At 68.7% G+C, this 23,938-nt stretch carries 24 protein-coding genes; 8 read left to right on the forward strand and 16 right to left on the reverse strand.

The window, feature by feature from the left end:
• Positions 1-5: 5 nt before the first annotated feature.
• The 7 genes from VD964_RS23130 to rimO form a co-directional block, all read right to left on the reverse strand.
• Complete coding sequence (locus VD964_RS23130) at positions 6-2,369, reverse strand: hybrid sensor histidine kinase/response regulator (protein ID WP_324870853.1); 2,364 nt, start codon at positions 2,367-2,369, stop codon at positions 6-8.
• 8 nt (positions 2,370-2,377) lie between these two features.
• Positions 2,378-3,475 carry an ABC transporter substrate-binding protein gene (locus VD964_RS23135; protein WP_324870854.1) on the reverse strand — a complete coding sequence of 366 codons (1,098 nt, stop codon included), beginning with the start codon at positions 3,473-3,475 and terminating at the stop codon, positions 2,378-2,380.
• 351 nt (positions 3,476-3,826) lie between these two features.
• The gene (locus VD964_RS23140) at positions 3,827-4,252 is read right to left on the reverse strand and encodes an OsmC family protein (RefSeq protein ID WP_324870855.1); all 426 of its coding nucleotides are present in this window, start codon (positions 4,250-4,252) and stop codon (positions 3,827-3,829) included.
• A gap of 163 nt (positions 4,253-4,415) precedes the next feature.
• Positions 4,416-4,667, reverse strand: a complete 252-nt coding sequence (locus VD964_RS23145; RefSeq protein WP_014189516.1) for a hypothetical protein — start codon at positions 4,665-4,667, stop codon at positions 4,416-4,418.
• A 129-nt stretch (positions 4,668-4,796) separates the two neighbouring features.
• A complete protein-coding gene (locus tag VD964_RS23150; RefSeq protein WP_324870856.1) occupies positions 4,797-4,964 on the reverse strand; it encodes a hypothetical protein in 168 nt (55 codons plus the stop codon).
• Positions 4,965-5,018: 54 nt separating this feature from the next.
• Positions 5,019-5,366: an HNH endonuclease gene (locus tag VD964_RS23155; RefSeq protein WP_324870857.1), complete on the reverse strand. Its 348-nt coding sequence runs from the start codon at positions 5,364-5,366 to the stop codon at positions 5,019-5,021.
• Positions 5,367-5,387: 21 nt separating this feature from the next.
• The gene (rimO, locus tag VD964_RS23160; RefSeq protein ID WP_149227236.1) at positions 5,388-6,707 is read right to left on the reverse strand and encodes a 30S ribosomal protein S12 methylthiotransferase RimO; all 1,320 of its coding nucleotides are present in this window, start codon (positions 6,705-6,707) and stop codon (positions 5,388-5,390) included.
• Between the two features lie 492 nt (positions 6,708-7,199).
• On the opposite strand from rimO, the gene VD964_RS23165 reads away from it, so the two are divergent.
• On the forward strand, positions 7,200-7,652 hold the full coding sequence (locus tag VD964_RS23165) for a MarR family winged helix-turn-helix transcriptional regulator (protein WP_149227146.1): 453 nt from the start codon (positions 7,200-7,202) through the stop codon (positions 7,650-7,652).
• Between the two features lie 54 nt (positions 7,653-7,706).
• On the opposite strand, the gene VD964_RS23170 is transcribed toward VD964_RS23165, so the two are convergent.
• From VD964_RS23170 to VD964_RS23195, 6 genes are all read right to left on the reverse strand, one after another.
• On the reverse strand, positions 7,707-8,690 hold the full coding sequence (locus VD964_RS23170; RefSeq protein ID WP_324870858.1) for a heparan-alpha-glucosaminide N-acetyltransferase: 984 nt from the start codon (positions 8,688-8,690) through the stop codon (positions 7,707-7,709).
• Positions 8,687-9,580 (reverse strand): hypothetical protein, encoded by an 894-nt coding sequence (locus tag VD964_RS23175; RefSeq protein ID WP_324870859.1) that lies wholly within the window; start codon positions 9,578-9,580, stop codon positions 8,687-8,689. Before VD964_RS23175 ends, VD964_RS23170 begins: the two co-directional genes overlap by 4 nt.
• Positions 9,581-9,613: 33 nt before the next feature.
• On the reverse strand, positions 9,614-10,498 hold the full coding sequence (locus VD964_RS23180) for an alpha/beta hydrolase (protein WP_324870860.1): 885 nt from the start codon (positions 10,496-10,498) through the stop codon (positions 9,614-9,616).
• A gap of 134 nt (positions 10,499-10,632) precedes the next feature.
• Positions 10,633-11,247, reverse strand: a complete 615-nt coding sequence (locus tag VD964_RS23185; protein WP_324870861.1) for a hypothetical protein — start codon at positions 11,245-11,247, stop codon at positions 10,633-10,635.
• Positions 11,248-11,344: 97 nt separating this feature from the next.
• Positions 11,345-11,572: a hypothetical protein gene (locus VD964_RS23190; RefSeq protein WP_324870862.1), complete on the reverse strand. Its 228-nt coding sequence runs from the start codon at positions 11,570-11,572 to the stop codon at positions 11,345-11,347.
• Between the two features lie 210 nt (positions 11,573-11,782).
• On the reverse strand, positions 11,783-12,775 hold the full coding sequence (locus VD964_RS23195) for a LysR family transcriptional regulator (RefSeq protein WP_324870863.1): 993 nt from the start codon (positions 12,773-12,775) through the stop codon (positions 11,783-11,785).
• Positions 12,776-12,918: 143 nt separating this feature from the next.
• Between VD964_RS23195 and VD964_RS23200 the strand changes: the two genes are divergently transcribed.
• Both VD964_RS23200 and VD964_RS23205 read left to right on the forward strand, forming a co-directional pair.
• On the forward strand, positions 12,919-14,091 hold the full coding sequence (locus VD964_RS23200; protein ID WP_324870864.1) for a mandelate racemase/muconate lactonizing enzyme family protein: 1,173 nt from the start codon (positions 12,919-12,921) through the stop codon (positions 14,089-14,091).
• 565 nt (positions 14,092-14,656) lie between these two features.
• Entirely contained in the window at positions 14,657-15,211 is a 555-nt protein-coding gene (locus tag VD964_RS23205; RefSeq protein WP_324870865.1) for a carbonic anhydrase, read from the forward strand.
• A gap of 67 nt (positions 15,212-15,278) precedes the next feature.
• Here the strand turns inward: VD964_RS23205 and nadC are convergent, their stop codons facing one another.
• The 3 genes from nadC to nadA form a co-directional block, all read right to left on the reverse strand.
• Positions 15,279-16,112: a carboxylating nicotinate-nucleotide diphosphorylase gene (gene nadC, locus VD964_RS23210; RefSeq protein WP_324870866.1), complete on the reverse strand. Its 834-nt coding sequence runs from the start codon at positions 16,110-16,112 to the stop codon at positions 15,279-15,281.
• Positions 16,097-17,731, reverse strand: a complete 1,635-nt coding sequence (locus tag VD964_RS23215) for an L-aspartate oxidase (protein ID WP_324870867.1) — start codon at positions 17,729-17,731, stop codon at positions 16,097-16,099. Before VD964_RS23215 ends, nadC begins: the two co-directional genes overlap by 16 nt.
• Positions 17,732-17,998: 267 nt before the next feature.
• Positions 17,999-19,009 (reverse strand): quinolinate synthase NadA, encoded by a 1,011-nt coding sequence (nadA, locus tag VD964_RS23220; RefSeq protein WP_324870868.1) that lies wholly within the window; start codon positions 19,007-19,009, stop codon positions 17,999-18,001.
• A 187-nt stretch (positions 19,010-19,196) separates the two neighbouring features.
• On the opposite strand from nadA, the gene VD964_RS23225 reads away from it, so the two are divergent.
• The 5 genes from VD964_RS23225 (at position 19,197) to fdh3B (ending at position 23,928) form a co-directional block, all read left to right on the forward strand.
• Positions 19,197-19,373, forward strand: a complete 177-nt coding sequence (locus tag VD964_RS23225) for a hypothetical protein (RefSeq protein ID WP_324870869.1) — start codon at positions 19,197-19,199, stop codon at positions 19,371-19,373.
• Between the two features lie 137 nt (positions 19,374-19,510).
• Positions 19,511-20,131, forward strand: a complete 621-nt coding sequence (locus VD964_RS23230) for a molecular chaperone TorD family protein (RefSeq protein WP_324870870.1) — start codon at positions 19,511-19,513, stop codon at positions 20,129-20,131.
• The gene (locus tag VD964_RS23235) at positions 20,128-20,337 is read left to right on the forward strand and encodes a twin-arginine translocation signal domain-containing protein (protein ID WP_014189537.1); all 210 of its coding nucleotides are present in this window, start codon (positions 20,128-20,130) and stop codon (positions 20,335-20,337) included. The genes VD964_RS23230 and VD964_RS23235 overlap by 4 nt, the downstream gene beginning before the upstream one ends.
• 19 nt (positions 20,338-20,356) lie before the next feature.
• Positions 20,357-23,263, forward strand: coding sequence for a formate dehydrogenase subunit alpha (locus VD964_RS23240; protein WP_324870871.1), 2,907 nt, complete (start codon positions 20,357-20,359; stop codon positions 23,261-23,263).
• Positions 23,264-23,292: 29 nt separating this feature from the next.
• Positions 23,293-23,928 carry a formate dehydrogenase FDH3 subunit beta gene (fdh3B, locus tag VD964_RS23245; protein WP_014189539.1) on the forward strand — a complete coding sequence of 212 codons (636 nt, stop codon included), beginning with the start codon at positions 23,293-23,295 and terminating at the stop codon, positions 23,926-23,928.
• Positions 23,929-23,938 lie beyond the last annotated feature (10 nt).

Consider the following 23,938-nt stretch of genomic DNA (forward strand, 5'->3'; position numbering starts at 1 on the left):
CGCGCTCAGCCCTGCAGGATGGCTGAGTCGCGGCGGCCGGCGCCTTCAGGTGTGGGCCCGCGGGCATCGTCGCGGCCGGGCCCGTCCAGCAGCGCGCCGCTCAGCAACTGCGCCACCTCCTTGGCCGCGATGGGCTTGTGCAGGATGCGGTAGCCGCTGGCCTCGGCATCGGCGATGCGTTCGGGCGCGGTGTCGCCGGTCAGCACGACGCTGAGGGGCGGTGCGTGCCCCTGTTCCGTCAGCGCGGTCTCCACCGCGTGGATCGCCTGCAGCCCGGTGGCCCCCGCCTCCAGCCGGTAATCGGCGATCACCAGATCGGGCGGGCGCGGCTGCTCCCGCAGCAGGCGGAGCGCATGGCCGGCGCTGTCCGCCGCGATCGCCCGCCAGCCGAGATCCTCGATCAGCAGGGTCAGTCCCTCGCGCACCAGCGGGTCGTCGTCGATCACCAGCGCGATGCCGCGCCCCGGTTGCGGGGCGTGCTCCGCCTCCGCCGCCGCCGGTACGATGGCCGGCGCGGACAGGGCCGGCATCGGGATCTCCAGCGTGAAGCAGGAGCCGCGGTTGGGCCGGGACGCGACATGCACCCGGTATCCCAGCAGCCGCGCCAGCCGGTCGACGATGGCGAGCCCCAGCCCCAGCCCCTTGCCGCGGTCGCGGGTGGGGTTGGAGATCTGGTAGAACTCGTGGAAGATCCGCTCCAGATGCTCCGGTGGAATGCCGATGCCGGTGTCGTGGATCTGGATGCGCAAGGTCCCGGAGCCATGGCGGCAGCCCAGCAGGATGCGGCCATGGTCGGTGTAGCGCAGTGCGTTCTCCACCAGATTGCGGATGATCCGCTCCAGCAGGGCCGGGTCGGCGTTCAGCGTCACGCCGGTGGGAACGCTGCGGAAGGCGATGCCCTTCTCCGCGGCGCGGAGGCGGTACTCCCCCTCCAGCCGCGCGAAGATGGCGCCGAGAGACACCGTCTGCACGTTGGGGGAGACGGTGCCGGCATCCAGCTTCGAAATGTCCAGGATGGCGTCGAGCAGCCGGCACAGCGCGTCCATCGACGCCTCGATGCTGCCGACCAGCGATGCGGCGGGATGGTCGCCCAGCCTCAGCGCCAATGCCGAGGTCAGCAGGACCAGCGACTGCACCGGCTGGCGCAGATCGTGGCTGGCGGCGGCCAGGAAATGGGTCTTGGCGGCGTTGGCGCGCTCCGCCACCATCAGCGCCATCACCGCCTCCTGGCGCGAACGCTCCGCCTCGTTGCGGGCGCTTTCGGCCTCGGCGCGCGCCTGTTCGGCGCGTTCGGCCAGCGTGCGCTGGATGGTGATCTCCTCGGCAGCGCGCATCTCGCGCTCGCGCTGGATCGCCGCGATATGGTCCAGCATGGCGTTGAAGCCGCGGGCCAGCGCCGACACCTCGTCGTTGCCGCGCACCCTGGCGCGCTGGCCGGTGAATCCGTCGGTGGCGATGGAGCCGGCCAGCCGTTCCAGTTCGCGCAGGGAGCGGGTCATGTGGCTGCCGACGGCGCGGCTGCCGATATAGATCGCCAGCAGGGCGGCGACGGCGACCAGGCCGTAGGCAGGCAGCATCCAGGACAGCAGGGCCGTGGTCGGCGTGCCCGGCGCCTCCAGCCGAAGCTGCAGCCCGAGCGTTGACAACCTGTTCGGCACGGTGAGCGGAACGGTCACCGCAATCATGTCCGAAGCCAGCGGCCGCGGTTGCTCCCCGGTGTGCAGCAGCTCCGCTTCCGGATGCAGCACCAGGGAGTCGAGCGGAACCTTGTAGAGCAGCGCCCCTTCCGGCGAGCTGGTGCGGGAATAGATCAGCATCTCCGCCGCCAGCAGGTAATGGGTGTCGTCCTGGTGGATCACGGTGGCGGCCGGCTTTCCGGCGGCGATTGCCGCGCGGAGCCAGGCCATGTCGGCGGGGGAGATGGACAGCGTGCCGGACCGGCGCCCGTTGTCGGCGATCGGTTCCCCTTCGAAATCGGTGAAGACGATCGCCAGCGGCACGCTGGCGATGTGGTCGAAGCTGCCCAGGAAGGGGACCAGATAGGTTTCCTTGCCCGCGGAATCGACCAGAGCCGTGGCGAGCACGCTGTTGTCGGCCAACTCGCGCACGGTGGTGACCAGCGTGTTGAGCAGCCCTTCGGTCTGGCGGGCGGCGAGGCTGGCGTTCGCTTCCACATTGGCGAGATGCTGGCGCGCCAGATGGCGGCTCGACACCACATAGAGGCTGGCGCCGATCAGGATGGCGATCAGCACGCCCAGCATCAGCGACACCAGCGCGAAGCGGCGGGCCAGCCGGCCGGAGGTCAGCATCCGCTGCGCCGCGCTGGGAATGGCGCCGTTCGGGGGGCGGTAGGGATCGGGTCCGGACATCGGCGCGCTCATTCCATCGGGACCAGAACGCCATCGGCGCGGAAACGCGCCATCAGCAGGTCTTGCGGCCCCAGCGCCTCGTGCCGGTCGGGGGCGAAGGGGCGGTCGAAATCGCGGATCACCCCGCGATAGGGGCCGACCTGCTCCAGCGCGTCGCGCACGGCGGCCCGGTCGGTGGTGCCGGCGCGGTCGATCGCCAGCGCCAGGATGCGGGTCAGGTCGTAGGCGTGCAGGAAGCCGACCGGCGACACGATGTCCTCCGGCCGGTGGATGCCGAACAGTCGCCCCGCGGTTTCCAGGACCGGCGCCAGCCGTTCGGGCGGGATGCGGAAGGGGCTGACCGTCTGGATCACGGTGAAGTCGACCTCCTGCAGGGCCGGTCCGGCCTGCCCAACGAAATCCCCGCCGGTAACCCCCCAGTGGCTGAGGATCGGCAGCCGCCGGCCGGGCGGCAGGGCCGCCACCTCGCGCACCAGCACGGCGGCCTCGTCGTCGTTGGCGACCAGCAGGATGGCCTGGGCGCCGGCGGCCTCCAGCTCCTCGTACTTGTCGATCAGGGTGCGGTCGCGCCAATTGTACCAGGCGGTGCCGACCACGCTCGGGCTGTCGCGCCCGGCGAGATGACGGTTCGCCGCCTCCAGGTTGGAGCGCCCCCAGGCGGTGTTGGTCAGCAGCAGCCCGACGCGGGTCAGCCCGCGGTCGGCAGCGCGCGTCAGCAGGAAGGGCATGGCCAACCCATCGCGCAGCGACAGGCGGAAGATGTAGTTGGGATTCATCCCGTTGTCGACGATGCCGTCCGCCGACGACCACGGCGCCAGGAACAGGGTGCGGGTCTGCTGCAGGACCGGCAGCTCCTCGATCACCACCGGGCTGAACCGTCCGCCGAACACCGCGATCAGGTCGGGGATGGTGGCGAGTTCCCGGATGTTCTTGATGCCGCGGGCGGAGATCGACCGGTGTTCGCGCGTGATCAGGGCCAGCGGCCGTCCGCCCAGCACGCCGCCCTGGCGGTTGATGTCGTCGATGGCGGTCAGGATGCCGCGTTCTATGGCCTCGGCCGAGGTGCTGTTGGTCAGCCCGAATTCGCCGTCCAGCGCCAGGATCACCGGTTCGGGTCCGGTCGACGGCCTGCCGGCATCGGTCGCAGCCGCCGGTACAGCCCACGCGAGCGCAAGCAGAAGAAGTGCTGGCTTAAGAAGGCGAGTGGCTGCGGCAAACATTGTCCGTCGTTCGATTGATACGGCGGACGGAAGACGGGAGCTTCCGCGCGCGGAACGCGGCACTATGGGTGGGCGGATGCTGTTGGGTCAATCTGCCCTTCGGCCGAGCAGCGGCGCGGACGACCCCTTGCCCTTCCGGCAGGTTCATCCCGGCCAAGCCGATTTATTATCGCCGGCGGCACGCGAATTGGACGAAGCGCCGCCCGTCGACCGGGCGGCGCATGGATCGCCGTGGCGTCAGACCAGCTTGGCGGTCAGGCTGATCTCGGTGCCGGCGAGCGCCTTCGACACCGGGCAGTTGGCCTTGGCGCCGGCCGCCTGTTCCTGGAAGGTGGCGTCGTCGATGCCGGGGATCTCCGCCTCGCACTCCAGCTCGATCCGGCTGATGGCGAAGCCTGCGCCGGCCTTTTCCAGATGGACCTTGGCGGTGGTGTGGACGCGGGTCGGGGTGTGGCCGGCCTGGGCGAGGCCGGCGGACAGCGCCATGGAGAAGCAGCCGGCATGCGCGGCGGCGATCAACTCCTCCGGATTGGTGCCCTGTCCGTTTTCGAAGCGCGACGGGAAGGAATAGGCGCCTTCGAAGGCCCCGCTGCCCAGCCGCATCTTGCCGCTGCCCGATTTCAGGTCGCCGCGCCATTCGGCGTCCGATTGCCGCATCGCCATGTCGGTGTCTCCCCTCTCAGGTCTGGTGGTTCCGATCCGCAAGTCGGGACCGGTCGAGCCTGACCTAGGGCGGTGGAACGTGGCGGCCAGCCGCATAACACCTTCGCGCCGGTTGGGCGCGCTGAACTGGCGCGCCCAACCGGCGCAGGGGAAGGTCCGGCGGTCAGGCTTCCTGGACGGTTTCGATTTCCGACAGGTCGGACAGGCGGCGGGCCAGCCGTTCGGTGCAGCGGACCTCCAGGATGCCGAAGCCGGCGTTGGGAGCGATGGCGTGCAGGTCGCCGGCCATACCGTTCTCGCTGGCCAGCCGCCGCACGCGCTCCACCATGGCGTCCCGTTCCGGCCGGCCGGGGCGCAGGCCGGGCAGCGGCCGCGTGAAATGGAGCTTGTAGCGTTTGAAGATCGAAGGAGCCATCGGGTCACGGGTGCGAGGTGGGGGCGGTCGCCTGGGGCAGGAAGTCTGCGGGCGCCGTCCCCGAATTTCCCACAGGTCTCGCACAGGCCGGGCATGGGATGCCAGCCCGAAAGTCCCCGATCCCGCTGCTTACGTCTTGGGCTCGACATTCTCCGCGCCGGCGCGGGTGCCGCCGAAGCGGTCGGCGCCCTTGGCGTCGGGGGCATCCGGCTTCTTGTGGTTGCCGGTGTTCTGCTCGCCCTCAGTGTGGCGGATGGTCTCTTCGGTGTGGGGCTGCTTGTTCTGCGAACCGGTCATCGGGGGGAGTCTCCCATTATATAAGGTATCCTCCCATCAACCGGATCGGGCACCTTACCGTTCCCGCGCGATCGCCTGCGCCACCGCCATCCACCGCTCCTCCTCGTCGGCCCCCTCATCCCCGTCGCGCAGCGCACGCAAGGGGGGCCAGACGCCAAGCTGGCTGGAGCGGCGCAACGCGAAGAAGCGGTCGAGCTCCTCGTCGGTCGGCAGGCGGTCGTCCTTGCGCTGGTTGCAGCGGCGATGCGCCAGCACGACGTTGGCCGGATCGTCGATCCCGCCATAGGCCCGGGGGATCAGGTGGTCGAAGGTCGCCTTCGCCCCCACCGGCCCGTCGCAGAAGAAGCAGCGCCCGCCCTGCTGGACGTCCATCAGTTCGGCATCGTCCGGCGTGACGGGCATGGCGCTCTCCGTAAGGTGGGATTACAGGTCGCGCTCGACGCTGCCCCACAGGTCGTACTCGTCGGCATGCTCGATGGTGACGTCGACCATGTCGCCGGGCTTCAGGCCGGTCTCGCCGTTCAGGAAGACGTTGCCGTCGATTTCCGGCGCGTCGGCGTAGGAGCGGCCGATGGCCCCGTCCTCGTCCACCTCGTCGATCAGCACGCCCAGCGTCCAGCCCACCTTCTGCTGGAGCCGTTCGGCGCTGATCGCCTTCTGCGTCTCCATGAAGCGCTCCCAGCGCTCCTGCTTGACCTCTTCCGGGACGGCGCCGGGCAGGTCGTTGGCGGTGGCGCCCTCCACCGGCTCGTACTTGAAGCAGCCGACGCGGTCGAGCTGGGCCTCCTTCAGCCAGTCCAGCATGAACTGGAAGTCCTCCTCCGTCTCGCCGGGGAAGCCGGTGATGAAGGTGGAGCGCAGGACCAGATGCGGGCACTCGTCGCGCCACTTGCGGATGCGGTCCAACTGCTTTTCCTGGGCGGCCGGGCGGCGCATCGCCTTCAGCACGGTGGGCGAGGCATGCTGGAACGGGATGTCGAGATAGGGAAGGATCTTGCCCTCCGCCATCAGCGGGATGACCTCGTCCACATGCGGGTAGGGGTAGACGTAGTGCAGGCGGACCCACAGGTCGAAGTTCGCCAGCTCGTTGCACAGGTCGAAGAAGCGGGTGCGGACCTCGCGGTCGTACCATTTCTCCGTCTTGTACTTCACGTCGACGCCGTAGGCGCTGGTGTCCTGGGAGATGACCAGCAGTTCCTTGACACCGGCGACCGCCAGCTTTTCCGCTTCGCGCAGGACCGAATGGATCGGCCGGCTGACCAGATCGCCGCGCAAGGACGGGATAATGCAGAAGCTGCAGCGGTTGTTGCAGCCTTCGGAAATCTTCAGGTAGGCGTAGTGGCGCGGGGTCAGCCGCAGCCCTTCGGGCGGCACCAGGTCGGTGAAGGGGTTGTGCGTCGGCGGCACCGCCTCGTGCACCGCGGTGACCACCTGTTCATACTGGTGGGGACCGGTGACGGCCAGCACGTCGGGGTGGATCTGCCGGATCAGGTCCGATTCCACGCCCATGCAGCCGGTGACGATGACCCGCCCGTTTTCCTTGATCGCCTCGCCGATGGCGTCCAGCGATTCCTTCTTGGCGCTGTCCAGGAAACCGCAGGTGTTGACCAGCACGACGTCGGCGCCGTCGTAGCTGGGGGAGATCTCGTACCCCTCCGCGCGCAGGCGCGTCAGGATGCGCTCTGAATCGACGAGCGCCTTCGGGCAGCCGAGGCTGACGATGCCGACCTTCGGGGCGCCCATGGTCTGAGCGGCGGCCGGCGATGCGGACTTCGGAACGGGGGATGTGGTCATCGCGCGCGTATACCGCCGAATCGAAGATTACGCCAGTGAAACATGGCGACGAAGCGAGTCAGCATGGCCGATATGCCGATTTTGCCTGTGTTTCACAAGGGTTTCTAACAGCCGAGCCTTAGCCGGGACCCCTGCGCCGATGCGACAATTCGCAACAAACGAGCGAAGTGTTCGCGGTTCCGTTTTCAGTTCAGTCGCGCTACAGTATGTGACGATCTCATGATCGACGTGGCTGCCGCCTTTCAGCGATAGCCGCCTGCCTCTTTGTATGGCCATCGTATAGCCACTAAACTTTATAGAGTGGAAAAAATGGACTTCGCAAAAGTGCGCGGCGTTGCTGCGGGACGGATGTCGGTGCGGAAGAACGGTGCGCTGGATCGCACTCCAATCGGTTCTCCCATTGGAGCGGGTTCGATCGGAACCGGACCCATGGGAGCCGGAATGGATATCGCCCACTCGGATCACACCGGCGGCGCGTCGCCGCAGGCCATTGCCGACGTGATGCTGCAGATCGCCCACATCGCGGACAGCCTGGGCTATACCCACGGGCTGAAGCCGTCGCAGTGGACGGCGTTGCGCTATTTCGCCGGCGCCAACAACAGCCAGCGCACCGTGTCGGCCTTCGCCGACTTCCATGCCACCACGCGCGGCGCCGCCTCGCAGATGGTGGAAGTGCTGGTGGGCAAGGAACTGCTGGTCCGCGTTCCGGTTCCGGAGGATCGCCGCGTAACCCAGCTGCATCCGACGCCCAAGGCGCTGGAACTGCTGCGCCACGATCCGCTCAACGACTTTGCGGGCGTCATCGACACCCTGCCGCCCGAGGACCAGTACCGTCTGGCCGAGACGCTGACCAGCCTGCTTCGCGGCCTGTTGGAAAAGCGGCAGTCAGTCTGATCGGTTCGGTCTGATCGGTTCGGGGGACGGCCAGCCACCCGGCCGCACCCTTTCTCAGGGCTTCCGGCAGACGGCAACCGCGTCTTCGAGCCCGCGCTGCTCCCGCTCGCTCAGGCGATTGGCGACGAAACCTTCCCATAGCCCCTTCCGCGCCAGTTCCGACTGCACGCACCGGCAGTTGGCGGTGCAGGTCGCCGACGCGACGCCGGCGCGCTCGCAGTTCGCCACGCAGGCGGCCTGGAAATCGCGCACCGCCGGCGCCTCCACCGGCAGCATCTGTGCTGCCGCCCAAGCGATGCCGAACAGAACCGGCTGGTGCAGCAGATAGACCGCAAGGCTGTGCCGTCCGGCCAGCGCCAGCGTTCGTCCGGCAGCACTGCTCACCGCCATGCCCTCGCCCATCCCCGGCCAAAGCCGTGCCAGCCCGATTCCCGTCAGCACGGCACCGATCCAGGGCAGGACCGGCACGAAGTCGTTGGAATCCGGCGCCACACTGGTCAGCCCGATCCAGCGCAGCCATGGGCTGTCGAACGCGGGGAAGGACAGCGAGGTGCCGGCCAGCACCGCCGCCGCAGCCGCTGTCAGGGTCAGTGCCGCCGGCAGGCGGACAAAGGCAAGGCCGACGATGCTCGCCAGCACGATGTGGTGCAGCACGCCGAAGAAGATCGGGCTGTCTGGGAACAGGGCGTAGGATGCCGCCGAAACCGCCGCCGCCCCGGCCGCCACCCGCCCCAGCCGGCGCAGGAAGCGTCCGGTATCAAGGCCGTCACGGGTCGCCAGCACCAGCCCGATGCCGGCCAGCAGCAGGAAGCTCGACAGGATCATGGTGCGGGCGGCGAGCCAGAGCGGGTCGCCCAGCAGGTCGAAGCGGGCGAGCCCAAAGTAGGTGGCGTCCCAGCTGGCGTGATAGAGGGCCATGGCGACCAGCGCCAACCCGCGCGCGACGTCGATCGCCGGGCGGCGCGATCCGCCCGCTTTGGATCCGCCTGCCGTGCCCGGAGCTGAACCTTCCGCCGGCACACCGTCGACTGCGCTCATGATCCCGTCATCCCCACGCCGAAAATCCATCCTTCCTGCCGCCGCGCGGTCCCGTCCAGACCCGGTGGCGTCCAGGCCCGCGGGATGTCGGCGAGCCGGCGCAGGCCGGCGGCCGAGACCAGCGCGTCGCTGTCATGATCGCTGATGGCGCCGGTCCGTTCCAGCGGACGCGAGCCCAGCCGGTGCAACGCCTCGTCCAACTCGGCGGCGTCGCGGATCTTGCGCTGGCCGAAGCCGGTGTGTTTCAGGAACAGGCGCGGGTAGATCTCCACCATCACGCTTCCGCCCGGCACCGGATCCTCGAAGGGCCAGACCGCCAGCCGTTCGGGCAGCGCCGCGCGCAGGGCGCGCAGCACACGCATGCCGGCGAGCGCGCCCTTGCCGACCTGACGCGAACCGATCAGCTTGTAGGGGCTTTGCGGGTGGCCGAGCCCGTCGGCGCGGCAGGCCCATTCGGTTGCCCGGTGCGGGTCCTTGTACCAGTCCGGCTGCGGGCCGCCATGCCAGAAACCGGCGCCATGCAGCGGATGGACGGCGAAGGGACCGCCGCCGAAATCCGGTTCACCGGCACAGACCTCCTCCACCGCATCCCACAGGTCGAAGACGGTGGCCTCCCGGCCGGGAAAGCCGCGCGCCGCCATGGCGAAGGGCAGGGAGAAGGCGCAGTCGATGCCGACCAGTGCCGGTTCGCGCGCCAGTTCCGACCGCAGCCAGCCGAACACAGCCGTCCGCGACCACCAGCCGCCGGGGCCGTCCACCAGAGCCGGGGCCGAATCGCCGTCCCGGCACTCCGCCACTGCGATGCCGGCATAGCGCTTGCCGCGGGCACCGGACCAGTCGATGGCGATGAAGCGGGGGAAGGCCGGTATTGCCGATGAACCAGCCATCATGCCGGCCATCATGCCAGACACCGGTCGTGCCGGTCAGGGGGCAGGGGCTCGTTCCGCCGTTGCCGCTTCCCGGCCTCGGCCGTCCGCCGGAACGTCGGAGTGGAGAAAGTCGGCCAACAACCGGTTGACCGCTTCGGGTTCCTCATGCTGCACCCAGTGGGAAGCCTGCGTCAGGTGACTAACCTGCACTGTATCGCACAGCGCCGCCGCCTCCTCCGCCAAACTTCGATCCAGGAAAGCGTCGCGGTCGCCCCAGACGATCAGCGTCGGCACCCGGACGCGCACCGTCGGAAGGGGCGGGCGGAGCCGCAAGGCGCGGTACCAGTTGATCATCCCCGTCGGCGCGCCGGGCTGCTGCCAAGCCTGCCGATAGCCGGCGAGATCGTCGCGGCTGAAGGTGCCGGGGCGGCTGGAGGCCAGCAGCGACCGTTCCGCCATGCGGAAGCTGTTGGCGCGCATCAGCCGTTCCGGCAGGCCGGGCAGCTGGAAGAAGCCGACATACCAGCTTTTCAGCATCTGTCCGGGGTGCCGCATCATGTGGCTGCGCAGCGTCGCCGGATGGGGAGCATTGAGGATGGCCAGCCGCCCGATCCGGTCGGGATGGGTCAGCGCCAGCCACCATGCCACGATCCCGCCCCAGTCATGGCCGACGACGGAAAAGCGCGAACGCCCGGCATCGTCGGCGAGGCGCAGGATATCCTCCGCCAACCGGTCGATGCGGTAATCGTCGATCCGTGGCGGCTTGTCGCTGAGATTGTAGCCGCGCTGGTCCGGCACCAACACGCGGAAACCGGCGTCGGCCAGCGGCCCGACCTGTCGGCGCCAGGACCGGCTGTATTCGGGAAACCCATGCAGCAGGATCACCAGGGGACCGTTGTCGGGACCTGCCGTGGTGCAGTGCAGCCGAACCTGGGCCATCGTAGCTTTCCCCCGTCGTTGAAGCCTTCCGAACCGGGACTTCAAACAGGAGGCGGAGCGATCCGTCGCGACCCGATTGCCGCGGCAGTCATCATCACAAGAGGGGATTGTCCGACGGAAGGGGGCGGAAGCGCTCAGACCGTGACGGAGACGAGGCCGCCCGGCGATCCGCCATAGCCGCCGGCCGCCGCGGCGGGCGTGAAGCCGGCGGAAACGCCTGTCGAGACGCTTGAGGAAACCGCCGCTCCGCTGCTGCCGGTGGTGGTGGCGAAGGACACGCCCGGGGATGTGCCGCCCGCTCCGCTCCCGGCAATGCCTCGCGTCGTTGCGGAGCCTGTCCCCGATGCAGTCCTGGCCGACCCGTCGGTGGAATCGGCAGCCGTATCCGCCTTGCCGCCGCTTGCCGCCTGCGTCCCGGCGGATTTCCTCTGGTCGTCCTGCGCAAGACGGTCGGCGGCGCGGCGATATTCCTCGACGACGCGCTGGGACGGAATCTGGTCCTGGGTTTCGCCGGTATCGAAGTCGCGGAAATAAAGCACCGCGACCCGCGCACCCTGATCGTAGCGCAGATAGGGGCTGATATAGCCGGGTCCGGAGGACTTCCCCGCTTCCCCTCCGGTGGCGGTGCCGCCGGTCTGGGTGGGGGTGGGCTGGGTAGAGTCGGCCGAAGGGGCGGCGACGCCGGCCTCCGTCGGCTGGAAAGCCGTCGGGCGGACTGCCGTCGTGCTGGAAACGCCACGGATCTCCATCGGTGCCTCCCGCGTCTGTTGTCCGCTGACTGGAGGGGGCCGTTGCCGGGCGCCCCGTTTCACTCCCCTGCCGTTCCGGCCGTGCGACAGGTGCCGATCAGACCGTGATGTTCAGGTTCTGGCCGCGGGTCGGGGTGGTGTTGCCGCCGGAACCGGCCTGGACGTTCTGCGCCTCCTGCTGGCGGCGGGTGCGTTCGTCCTGGTCTTCCTGTGCGGATTCGACCGGCGAGGTGGACCGCTGCGCCGCGGCCGGACCGCTGCTGAGCGGGGTGACGTAGGGCTGCTGCTGATAGCCGCCGATACCGCCGATGCTGCTCACGCCCATGATGGTTCCTCCGGTCGCTGGTGCGACGCTTCTTGGACCAGCCGGCGAACAGGTCTTGGCTCCGGCCATCCGGCCGGGGGCGTCGAGGCCCGGCTGCACCCCAAACTAGGCAAATTTTGCCTGATCGAAAGGGTTAGCGCCAGCGAAATCGACTCGTTGGACGATCATCGGCGGGAATGTCAACGAACAAAGTGCCTTAGGGGGCGAGTGTCACAACTCTTTTTCCATAGGGTGTTCCAACTCGGCAACCGCGATTCCGGGATCCGGCGGCGACTCGGCATTGCGCCACAGCGCGGCCTCCACCGCCAGGGTCCAGAAGCTCTCCGCCGCCTTGCTCTGGCGCGCGCGCGGACGGACCAGCCGGATCTGCACCGGCACGGTCCAGCGCGTGTCGGCGGCAGGAACGCCTGCCCGAACCAGGGTTCCGCGGGCCAGATCCTCGGCGATCAGGCTTTCCGGCAGCCATGCCACCCCGCGCCCGTCACGCGCCAGCGTGCGCAGAACCGCCGCGAGGTGAGAGGTGAAGACGGTGTCGAGCGCGCCGGGCAGCGGTTGCACCGCCCGCACCGCCTCCAGGATGCGGCCCATGCCGGATTCCCGGCTGTAGGACAGGTGGGGCAGCGCCGCGGTTTCGCCGTCGGACAGCAGATGGCGGGGCCGCCCGCCGGCGTCCGGGGCGGTCACCGCCAGCAGCCGGTCGCTGCCGACGACGATGGAGCGAAAGGATTCCGCGTCCAGCCGGCCGGCCGCCGCCGGGTGGGCATGGCACAGCAGGAACTGCGCCTGGCCTGCCAGCATCAGCCGCTCGCAGGCCTCCATGCTGTCCGACGATAGGGTGATGGCGCCCAGCCGCGCCCGTGCCTCCAGCGCCCGCAGCCAGGAGGGGAAGAAGGTCAGCGACAGCGCGTGCGTTGCGGCGAAGCGCAGGGTCGCGGCCTCAGACTGGGCGGCGAGCCGCGCCTCCTCGCGCCCCTGCAGCAGGCGGCGCACCGTCTCGTCGGCGAAGGGGCGGAAGCGGCGTCCGGCCTCGGTCAAGGTCACCGGCTGGCCGCTGCGGTCGAACAGCGGGGTGCCGGCCCAATCCTCCAGCGCGCGGATGCGGCGGCTGAAGGCCGGCTGGGTCAGGTGGCGCGCGTCGGCGGCGCGGGAGAAGTTGCCGCAATCCACCAGCGCCAGGAAATCGTCGAGCCAGGAGAGTTCCATCGCCCAATCTTCGTCACGTCTGCCGGCCGCCGTCTTATGCCGAACCCGCATGATGCGTTTCGGCCTTGGCATTGGCCCGGCGGCCCGCACCATCCCTACAGTGCCGGCACGAAACGCGCCACCACGCTGCAAGAGGAACCGCCATGCGCATCGTCGAAATCCGCGAGCAGACCGCCGGCATCAAGTCCGACATCGCCAACGCCTTCATCGATTTCAGCCAGATGACCTGCAGCGTGGTGGCGGTGGTCACCGACGTGGTGCGCGACGGCAAGCCGGTGATCGGCTACGGATTCAACTCCAACGGCCGCTATGCCGCGGGCGGGCTGCTGCGCGAACGGTTCATTCCCCGGCTGATGAGCGCCGCTCCCGACAGCCTGCTGGACGACACCGGCGAAAACCTGGACCCGTTCCGCATCTGGGCGCGGCTGATGACCAACGAGAAGCCGGGCGGCCATGGCGAACGCTCCGTCGCCGTCGGCACCGTCGACATGGCGGTATGGGACGCCGTGGCGAAGATCGCCGGCGTGCCGCTCTACCGCCTGCTGGCCGACCGCTTCCGCGGCGGGGTGGCCGACGACAGCGTGTGGGTCTATGCGGCCGGCGGCTATTACTATCCCGGCAAGGATGTGACGGCGCTGCAGGACGAGATGCGCAGCTACCGCGACCGCGGCTACAAGGTCGTGAAGATGAAGATCGGCGGCGCCCCGCTGGAGGAGGATCTGCGCCGGATCGACGCGGTGCTGGAGGTCGTGGGATCGGGCGAGAACCTGTGCGTCGACGCCAACGGCCGCTTCGACCTCGACACCGCCATCGCCTATGCGGAGGCGCTGAAGCCCTACGGCCTGTTCTGGTACGAGGAGGCCGGCGATCCGCTGGACTATGCGCTGCAGGCCGAACTCGCCAACCATTACGACCGCCCGATGGCGACCGGCGAGAACCTGTTCTCCCACCAGGACTCCCGCAACCTGATCCGCCACGGCGGCATGCGCCCCGACCGCGACTGGCTGCAGTTCGACTGCGCGCTGAGTTATGGGCTGGTGGAGTATATGCGTACGCTGGACATGCTGAAGGAGAACGGCTGGTCGAGCCGCCGGGTGGTGCCGCATGGCGGCCACCAGATGTCGCTGAACATCGCCGCCGGCCTGCATCTGGGCGGCAACGAATCCTACCCCGACGTCTTCAAGCCCTTCTGCGGCTTCGCCGACGGCATCGCCGTGGAGGAGGGCCGGGTGCGCCTGCCCGACCTGCCCGGCATCGGGTTCGAGGCCAAGTCGGAGCTGTTCGCGACCATGAGCGGCCTGCTGGAAACCCGATGAAATTGGTCAGGCATGGCCTCCAAACCTGTCCGTATGGGAGACGGAGCGGCGGCAGTCGAATCGGCCATTGACCAAGCGCCCTGCTGTGTCAATCTATTGGTGGTCGCAACGTTTCAGAAAGGAGGTGATCCAATGTCTCATGGAGCCAGTCCGGTTGTCGCCGCATTGTTCGGTCTCGCCGCACTCCTGACGGCTGGGATCGCCAACGCGGAGTGTTCGTCCAGCCATAGCGCGAGCGCGTCGCCGCCGCCGGCCTCCGGCACTGTCGGATCGGTCGGAACCCCGGCGCCCAGCAGCACGCGCGGCGGATGATCGCCGCACGCTGACGACCAGGAACGTCCATGCTCTGGAACGGGCCGCCCCTCACCGGGCGGCCCGTTTCCTTTGTGCCGTTGAGAGGCACGATTTCACGGTTGCAGGGCAAGCTTTCCGAAAAATGCCACAGAGATGAATAATTATTGCTTTTCCACTTGATGGAAGCCCCTATATTGAAATTTTTACCATTTGCCTGCCACCATCGCGCGTGAAACCCCCGATATGGGTTCGGGGCGTGTTGGAGGGCACAATGGATCATTCGACCGGTCATCACCATGGCTGCTGCCACGGCGAACACAGCTCGCGCCGCGGGTTTCTGAAGCTGGCGACGCTGGGTGCCGGCGTGACTCTGATGGCGCCGATGATGATGAGCCGCCCGGCCCGCGCCGGCAGCGTCGACACGCTTCTGCTGTCCTGCATGGACTATCGCCTGATGGGGCATGTCGCCGGCTACATGAACGCCCGCAACATGCAGGCGAATTACGACCACGTCATTCTGGCCGGCGCCAGCCTGGGCGCCCTGACCGACAAGAAGCCGGCCTGGGGCGAGGCTTTCTGGGACCATGTCGCGGTCGCCAAGGAACTGCACCACATCAAGCGCGTGATCGTCATGGATCACCGCGACTGCGGCGCCTACAAGGTCTTCCTCGGCATGGACGTGGCGTCCGACCCCGCCAAGGAGACCGCGGTGCACGGCCAATACCTGACCAAGCTGAAGGCGATGGTCAAGGAGCGCCATCCCGACCTCGAGGTCGAACTGCTTCTGATGGGCCTGGACGGCACGGTCGAAAAGCTGGCGGCGTAAGGGGAAAAAGCCTGACCACATCCCCCTCTCCCCGGGGGGGAGAGGGGATCTCTTCCAGGTCTCACAATCACATATCCAGCCCCAAATCCAGGTTCGGGGCGCTGTGGGTCAGCCAGCCGCAGCTGATCATGTCGACGCCGGTCTCGGCGATGGCGCGGACGGTGGCGAGCGTGACGTTGCCCGATGCTTCGGTCAGCAGCCGGCCGTCCACCATCCGCACGGCGCGGCGCAGCGTGTCCGGGTCCATGTTGTCGAGCAGGACGACATCGACCGGCAGGCCCAGCAGCTCGTCCAACTGGTCGAGCGTGTCGACCTCCACCTCCACCTTCACCATGTGGCCGATGGCGGCGCGGACGCGCTCCACGGCCGGACGCACGCCGCCGGCGACCGCGATGTGGTTGTCCTTGATCAGAACCGCGTCATCCAGCCCGAAGCGGTGGTTGAAGCCGCCGCCCAGCTTCACCGCATGCTTTTCCAGAACGCGCAGGCCCGGGGTGGTCTTGCGGGTGCAGACGATGCGGGCATTGGTTCCCTCCACTTCGCGCACAAGGGCACGGGTGGCGGTGGCGATGCCGGACAGGCGGCCCATCAGGTTCAGCGCCGTGCGCTCCGCCGTCAACAGGGCGCGGGCCTTGCCGGTGAGGGTGGCGATGGTGCCGCCGGGGGGCACGTCGTCGCCGTCGGCGCGCTCCACCGTCACCGAGATGCCGGGGTCGAGCAGGCGGAAGGCGATCAGCGCCGCCTCCAGTCCGGCGACGCGGCCGTCCTTGCGGGCGGCGATGCGGGCGGTCGCCACCGTATCGGCCGGGATGATGCTGTCGGTGGTGATGTCGCCGGCCCGGCCCAGATCCTCGGCCAGGGCGGCGCGGACAATGGGCTCGACGGTCAGAGGATGCAGCATGCGGCGTCTCCGGGCAGGGGACCGGCGGTGCCGGCCAGATCGCTGAGGGTCAGGGAGTGGCGGTTGGAGGCGGGATTCGGCAGGGGATGGTCGCTGCGGCAATGGGCACCGCGGCTTTCCTCCCGCGCCAGGGCGGCATGGACGACCAGCCGGCCGACCAGCAGCCGGTTGCGCGCCTCGCCCCACTGGCGGACGACCTCGGGTGGAGCCACGTCGCCATCCTCGCAGCGCAGCGTGTCCAGCGCCGTTGCCAGCCGGTCCAGCTTGCGACGGGCGGCCAGCAGCCCAAGCCCGTTGCGGACCAGCCCGGCGCTTTCGTAGAGCGCCGTCCGCGCCTCCGCCCCGATGGCGTCGAGCAGGGCATGGCCGACATCGGCGGCGACCGCCGGGGGACGGGGTAGGGCGAAGGGCGGCAGCGGCGCCAGCGGCCGTTCCGCCACGTCGCGGGCGACACGGGCGCCGAACACCAGGGCTTCAAGCAGGGAATTGCTCGCCAGCCGGTTGGCGCCGTGGACGCCGGTGCAGGCGACCTCGCCGCAGGCCCACAGCCCCTCCAGGCTGGTGCGCCCGTCGGCGTCGGTGACCACCCCGCCCATGTGGTAGTGGGCGGCGGGGGCCACCGGCATCGGCTCCGCGAACGGATCGAGTCCATGCTCGGCGCAGAGCGCCAGCACGGTGGGAAAGCCGTCCGGCTTCGCATCCAGCGCCGGGCGAAGGTCGAGGAACACCGGCTCCCCCGCCGCGACGCGCCGGCCGATTGCGCGGGCGACCACGTCGCGCGGTGCCAGTTCCGCCAGCGGATGCTCGTCGGGCATGAAGCGCCGGCCCTTGCTGTCGAGCAGGAGGGCGCCCGCACCGCGCAGGGCTTCGGTCAGCAGCGGCACCGGATCGGCATCGACGGCGAGTGCGGTGGGGTGGAACTGTACGAATTCCAGGTCGGCCAGCCGGGCGCCGGCCCGCGCGGCGATGGCCAGCCCGTCGCCGGTCGCCTCCGCCGGGTTGGTGGTGCGGGCGAAGGCGGCGCCGATGCCGCCGGTCGCCAGGATCACGCGGGGCGCACGGTGCAGGACCCAACCCTCCGGATGGCAGGCCAGCAGGCCGCAGACCCGGCCGTTGCGGAGGACGAGATCGACGGCGAAGGCGTCGGTCTCCACCCGGATCGAAGGGGTGGCGTGCAGGCGCTCGGCCAGGGCGGTGACCAGCGTGCGGCCGGTGGCGTCGCCTCCGGCATGGATGATGCGCGCGGCGCCATGGGCGGCCTCGCGGCCCAGCAGCGGCGCGCCGTCCGGCGCGCGGTCGAAGGGCAGGCCTTCATTGAGCAGGCGGCGGACCAAGGCGGCGCCGTCACGGGTCAGCAGGGCCGCTATCGCGGCGTCGACCAGCCCGGCCCCGGCTGCGATGGTGTCTGCGGCATGGTCCTCCGGCCGGTCGCCGGGGCCGACGGCGGCGGCGACGCCGCCCTGTGCGTAAAGGCTGGAGCCGCCGGGAAGGCCGGCGGTCTTGGTGATGAGCGTGACGGCGCGGGGGGCGAGTTGCAGCGCCGCGGTCATCCCGGCAAGGCCGGAGCCGACGACGATCACCTCGGCATCGCGGACATCGTAAGGCGTGCTGGAGGTCATGGGAGGACTCCTGACTCTCCCTCTCCCTTCGGAAGCTAGGCGATGAACAGATCTCAGGAACTTGTAAGAAACTGGAATGAAAGCGCCTCTTCGGCCGTCATTCCCGCGGAGGCGGGAATCCAGCGGACTCAGCGGCTGAACTGCGGAGTTTTCTGGATCCCCGCCTTCGCGGGGATGACGCAAAGCTCTTTTGGTTCCAGAGGCTTAAAGCTGCTCGGAGATATGTGGATGCCGTAGCCCGCCCCGGGAGGGGGCTTTTCTAAGCGCTCACTTCGGCTTCACCGCCAGCATGCGCTCCACGGAGCGGCGGGCGCGGGCGGCGAGCGCGTCCGGGATCTCGACCCGCGGTTCCAGGGTCTGCAGCGACTCAAGAATGCTCGACAGGGTCACCGTCTTCATGTGCGGGCAGAGGTTGCAGGGACGCACGAACTCCGTCTCCGGCGACGCGGCGGCGACGTTGTCGCTCATCGAGCATTCGGTGACCATCAGCACCCGCGGCGGCTTCTCCGAGCCGACGAAGTCGATCATGCGGGCGGTGGAGCCGACGAAATCGGCGGCCTCCAGCACGTCGGGCGGGCATTCCGGGTGCGCGATCACGGTCAGCCGGTCGAAACGGCGGCGGAAATCCTCGATCTCCACGCCGGTGAAGCGCTCATGCACCTCGCAATGGCCCTTCCAGGCGATGATCTCGACCTTGGTCTGGGTGGCGACGTACTTCGCCAGATATTCGTCGGGCAGGAAGATCACCCGGTCGACGCCCAGCGATTCCACCACCTCCACCGCATTGCCCGAGGTGCAGCAGATGTCGACCTCCGCCTTCACCTCGGCCGATGTGTTGACATAGGCGACCACCGGCACGCCGGGATGCGCCTCGCGCAGCAGGCGGACATCGGCGGCGGTGATGCTGTCGGCCAGCGAGCAGCCGGCGTTGCGGCTGGGGATCAGCACCGTCTTGGCCGGGTTCAGCAGCTTCGCCGTTTCCGCCATGAAATGCACGCCGGCCAGCACGATCACGTCGGCGTCGGTCTGGGTCGCCTTGGCGGCCAGCGCCAGGCTGTCGCCGACGATGTCGGCCACGCCGTGGAAGATCTCCGGCGTCTGGTAGTTGTGGGCCAGGATGACGGCGTTGCGTTCCCGCTTCAGTTCATTGATCGCGTGGACCAGCGGCGCGTGGAAGGGCCACTCGATGGCCGGCACGACACGCTTCATCCGGTCGTAGATCGCCGCGGTCGCCGCGGCGACGGCGGGGGTGTAGGCGAGTTCGGCGACCTCGGGCATCTGGCTGCTCCGCTGTATGCTCGTTCTGAGCAAAACCATATGTACTCTCTTAGAGCATATCAAGCGGAAAAGAGAACGCGGAAACATTCCGGTTCCCGCGGTGTTGTGCCCGGGTTGAGGGGAAGCCCGGATGCGGCCCCGCTCATCCGGGAGTTCGCTCAGCCGGGCGTTGTTTGGAGAACCGTCGATGAAAGCCTTCCTCGCCGCGCTCTGCGCCATCGTGGTCCTGGCCGCGGGCACTTGGGCGGTCCTGCCGACCCTGTTCGCCCGAACCGCCGACGAGACCTTCGCCTCCGTCGGCGCGCGGGTGGGGGAAGAGGCGTCCGTCGAGCACCGCAACTTCTCCGGCCGTCCGCAGAAGTGATGCCGCGGGTGGGAAAAGGATGATACCGGCCGGGTAACCTCGACCGGATAAGGCAACCTTTGCCCCTGCGGACCGTTATCCCAGTCTGGGCCAGCCATGGCCTTCGCGATTTGTCGGGAGCGGCTTGCGGGAGTGCGATGACGGTTCATGATCCGGAAAGCGGCGCGGACGGTCTGCGCGCCGACGTCTACCGGCTGCTGGCACTGACGCTGGCGGCTCCGCCTTCCGCCGACCTGCTGGGGCTGCTCGGCGGCCTCACGGGCGACGCCACGGCGATCGGCCATGCCTTCGACGACCTCGCCTCCCGCGCCCGCGCCACCAGCCCGCAGGAGGCGGAGCGGGAGTTCAACGCGCTGTTCATCGGCGTCGTCCAGGGCGAACTGGTCCCCTATGCCTCCTACTACCGTACCGGCTTCCTGACCGACCGGCCGCTGTCTGCCCTGCGCGCCGACCTGCAGGCGCTGGGGCTGGAGCGCGCACCCGACGTGTCGGAGCCGGAGGACCACATCGCCGCGGTCTGCGACGTGATGGCCGTGCTGATCCGCGAAGGGGCCGATCCAGCCGTGCAGCGGCACATGCTGGACAGCCATCTGATGCCCTGGGCCGGGCGATTCTTCCAGGATTTGGAAACGGCTGAGGCTGCCGCCCTCTATCGCCCGGTCGGCGCCATCGGCCGCCTGTTCCTGGAGATCGAAGACGAAGCGCTGGCCAGAAATCCCATCCATGGGGCTGGCCAGCTGGAGGGAGCCGACGCATGAAGACGCCGCCAGAACCCGCGCGCAATCCCCTGCAGCGCCGCGACATCCTGAAGACGCTGGGCCTGGGCGCGGCCGGGGCCGCCGCGGCCACCGTGCTGCCCGGCGGCGAGGAGGCGCAGGCCATGGAATCGCCGCAGGAGCAGGTGAAGGCCCGCTACCGCGAAACCGAACACGTCAAGCGCTTCTATGCGCTGAACCGCCTCTAGAGTGGCCGGGAGAGTTCCAATGCTGGTCAAACGGTCCTCAGCGAAAGCGTCGCGCGGCAAGAGCTCCGGTCTGTTCGGGGCGCTGGCCGACAGTCTGGAGTCGGGCGTCAGCCGCCGCGGCTTTCTGCGGCGGTCCGGTCTTGCCGCCGGCGGAATCGCCGCCGTCGGCGCGCTGCCGGGCGCCATGATCCGCAAGGCGGAGGCGGGTCCCATCCTGCCGAACATCGAGGTGGTGACGCGCAAGAACGTCTGCACCCACTGTTCGGTCGGCTGCACGGTGATCGCCGAGGTACAGAACGGCGTCTGGGTCGGGCAGGAGCCGGGCTGGGAAAGCCCGATCAACCAGGGCACCCACTGCGCCAAGGGCGCGTCGGTGCGCGAGCTGACCAAGGGCACCCGGCGGGTCAAATACCCGTTGAAGCTGGTCGACGGCGTGTGGCAACGGATCGGTTGGGACCAGGCGATCGAGGAGATCGGCAACCAGCTGGCGGACATCCGGCAGGCGTCGGGACCGGACGCGGTGTTCTGGCTGGGTTCGGCGAAGTTCTCCAATGAAGGCGCCTATCTCTACCGCAAGCTGGCGGCCTTCTGGGGGACCAACAACGTCGACCATCAGGCGCGCATCTGCCATTCCACCACGGTCGCCGGCGTGGCGAACACGTGGGGCTACGGCGCCATGACCAACAGCTACAACGACATCCAGAACTCCAAGGCGCTGCTGATCGTCGGCGGCAACCCGGCGGAGGCGCATCCGGTGTCGATGCAGCACATGCTGCGCGGCAAGGAGCACAACCGCGCCCCCTTCATCGTCATCGACCCGCGCTTCACCCGCACCGCGGCGCACGCCACCGAATATGTCCGCATCCGTCCCGGCACCGACATCCCGATCGCCTGGGGCCTGCTGTGGCACATCTTCGAGAATGGCTGGGAGGACAAGGAGTACATCCGCCAGCGCGTCTACGGCATGGACGAGATCCGCGCCGAGGTGAAGAAGTGGACTCCTGAGGAGGTGGAGCGGGTGACCGGCGTTCCCGGTGCCCAGCTGCGCCGGGTGGCGGAGGTGATTGCGAAGAACAAGCCCAGCACCGTGATCTGGTGCATGGGCGTCACCCAGCACACGGTCGGCACCGCCAACGTCCGCGCGCTGTCGATCCTGCAGCTGGCGCTGGGCAACATCGGCGTGGCCGGCGGCGGGGCCAACATCTACCGCGGCCACTGCAACGTGCAGGGCGCCACCGACTTCGGCCTCGACGTCAGCACGCTGCCGGCCTATTACGGACTGGCCGAAGGGGCGTGGAAGCATTTCGCCCGCGCCTGGGACGTCGAGTACGACTATCTGAAAAGCCGCTTCGGCTCCAAGGAGCTGATGGAGGCCAAGGGCATCCCGACCACGCGCTGGTTCGATGCGGTGCTGGCCAAGCCGGGCGAGATCGACCAGCCCAGCCCGTTGCGCGCCATGATGTGCTTCGGCCATGGCGGCAACACCGTCACCCGCATGCCGGAGATGGTGAAGGGGCTGGAGAAGCTCAGCCTTCTGGTCATCGCCGACCCGCACCCGACCACCTTCGCCGCCATCAAGGAGCGGCGCAACGGCACCTACATCCTGCCGGCCTGCACCCAGTTCGAGACCGACGGGTCGCGCACCTGCTCCAACCGCTCGATGCAGTGGGGGGAGAGGGTGGTGGAGCCGATCTTCGAATCGAAGGACGACTACACCATCATCTACCTGCTGGCCCGCAAGCTGGGCTTCGCCGACGAGATGTTCAAGCACATCACCGTGGAGAACACGCGCCCGGTGCCGGAGGACATCCTGCGCGAGATGAACCGCGGCTGCCTGTCCATCGGCGCCACCGGCCAGTCGCCGGAACGGCTGAAGATGCACATGAAGCATCAGGCCGATTTCGACAAGATCACCATGCGGGCCGCCTCCGGCCCCTGTGCCGGCGATTATTACGGCCTGCCCTGGCCCAGTTGGGGCCATCCGGAGATCAAGCATCCGGGATCGGCGGTGCTCTACGACACCTCCAAGCATGTGATGGACGGCGGCGGCGTGTTCCGCGCCCGCTTCGGGGTGGAGCGCAACGGCGTCTCGCTGCTGGCCGACGGCTCCTATTCGAAGGGGTCGGAGATCGAGGACGGCTATCCCGAATTCACCATGGCCGTGCTGAAGAAGCTGGGCTGGGACAAGGATCTGACGGCGGAGGAGATGCGCGTCATCCAGGCCATCGGCGGCAACGACGTGGACAGCGTCAGCTGGCAGACCGACCTGTCGATGGGCATCATCCGCGTCGCGCTGAAGCATGGCTGCGTGCCGCACGGCAACGCCAAGGCGCGCGCCGTCGCCTGGAACCTGCCCGACCCGGTGCCGATCCACCGCGAACCGATCTATTCCCCGCGGCCGGAGCTGGTGAAAGCGTATCCGGCCATCGAGGACCGGCGCGACTTCCGTCTGGTCCAGCTTGCCCGCTCGCTGCAGTTCAAGGTGGCCGACAGCGACCTGCGCCAGCGCTTCCCCATGGTGCTGACCTCCGGCCGGCTGGTCGAGTACGAGGGCGGCGGCGAGGAGACGCGCTCCAACGTCTGGCTTGCCGAGTTGCAGCAGTCGATGTTCGTGGAGATCAACACCGGGGATGCCGAACGGCTGGGCATCAAGGACGGCGCCTGGGTCTGGGTCTATGGGCCGGAGGACGGCAGCAAGGCCAAGGTGAAGGCTCTGGTGACGGAGCGCGTCGGCGGCGGCACGGTGTTCATGCCCTTCCACTTCTCCGGCTTCTGGCAGGGCGAGTCCTTGCGCGGCAACTACCCGCCCAACACCGACCCCATCGTGCTGGGCGAACCGGTCAACGGGGTGACGACCTACGGCTACGACCCCGTCACCTTCATGCAGGAAACCAAGGTCACCCTCTGCCGGGTCGAGCCGGCGTGAGCGGAACGCGACAGGGAAGCAGGTAGAACATGGCCCGGATGAAGTTCCTGTGCGACGCCGAACGCTGCATCGAGTGCAACGCCTGCGTCACCGCCTGCAAGAACGAGCATGAGGTCCCCTGGGGCATCAACCGCCGCCGGCTGGTCACGCTGAACGACGGCAAGCCGGGCGAGCGGTCGATCTCCATGGCCTGCATGCACTGCAACGACCCGCCCTGCGCCGCGGTGTGCCCGGTCGACTGCTTCCTGCAGACCGCGGACGGGGTGGTGCTGCACAGCAAGGACCTGTGCATCGGCTGCGGCTATTGCTTCTACGCCTGCCCGTTCGGCGCGCCGCAATTCCCGCGCACCACCGATTTCGGCAGCCGCGGCAAGATGGACAAATGCACCTTCTGCGCCGGCGGTCCCGAAGCGGACAACAGCGTGGAGGAGTACCAGAAATACGGCTCCAACCGCTTGGCGGAAGGCAAGCTGCCCTTGTGCGCGGAGATGTGCTCCACCCGCGCGCTGATGGGCGGCGACGGCGCCGTGCTGGCCGACATCTACCAGGAACGCTCGCTGCGCCGCGGCTATGGCTCGGGCGCGCCGGGCTGGTCCACCGCCTACGGCCGCAACGACCGCGGCTCCCCCTTCGCGCCCGGCGGGCCGGGTACGGGAGGGGCGTGAGGAGTTCCGC

This window comes from Azospirillum sp. (genome assembly GCF_035628975.1).
Taxonomy (GTDB): Bacteria; Pseudomonadota; Alphaproteobacteria; order Azospirillales; family Azospirillaceae; genus Azospirillum.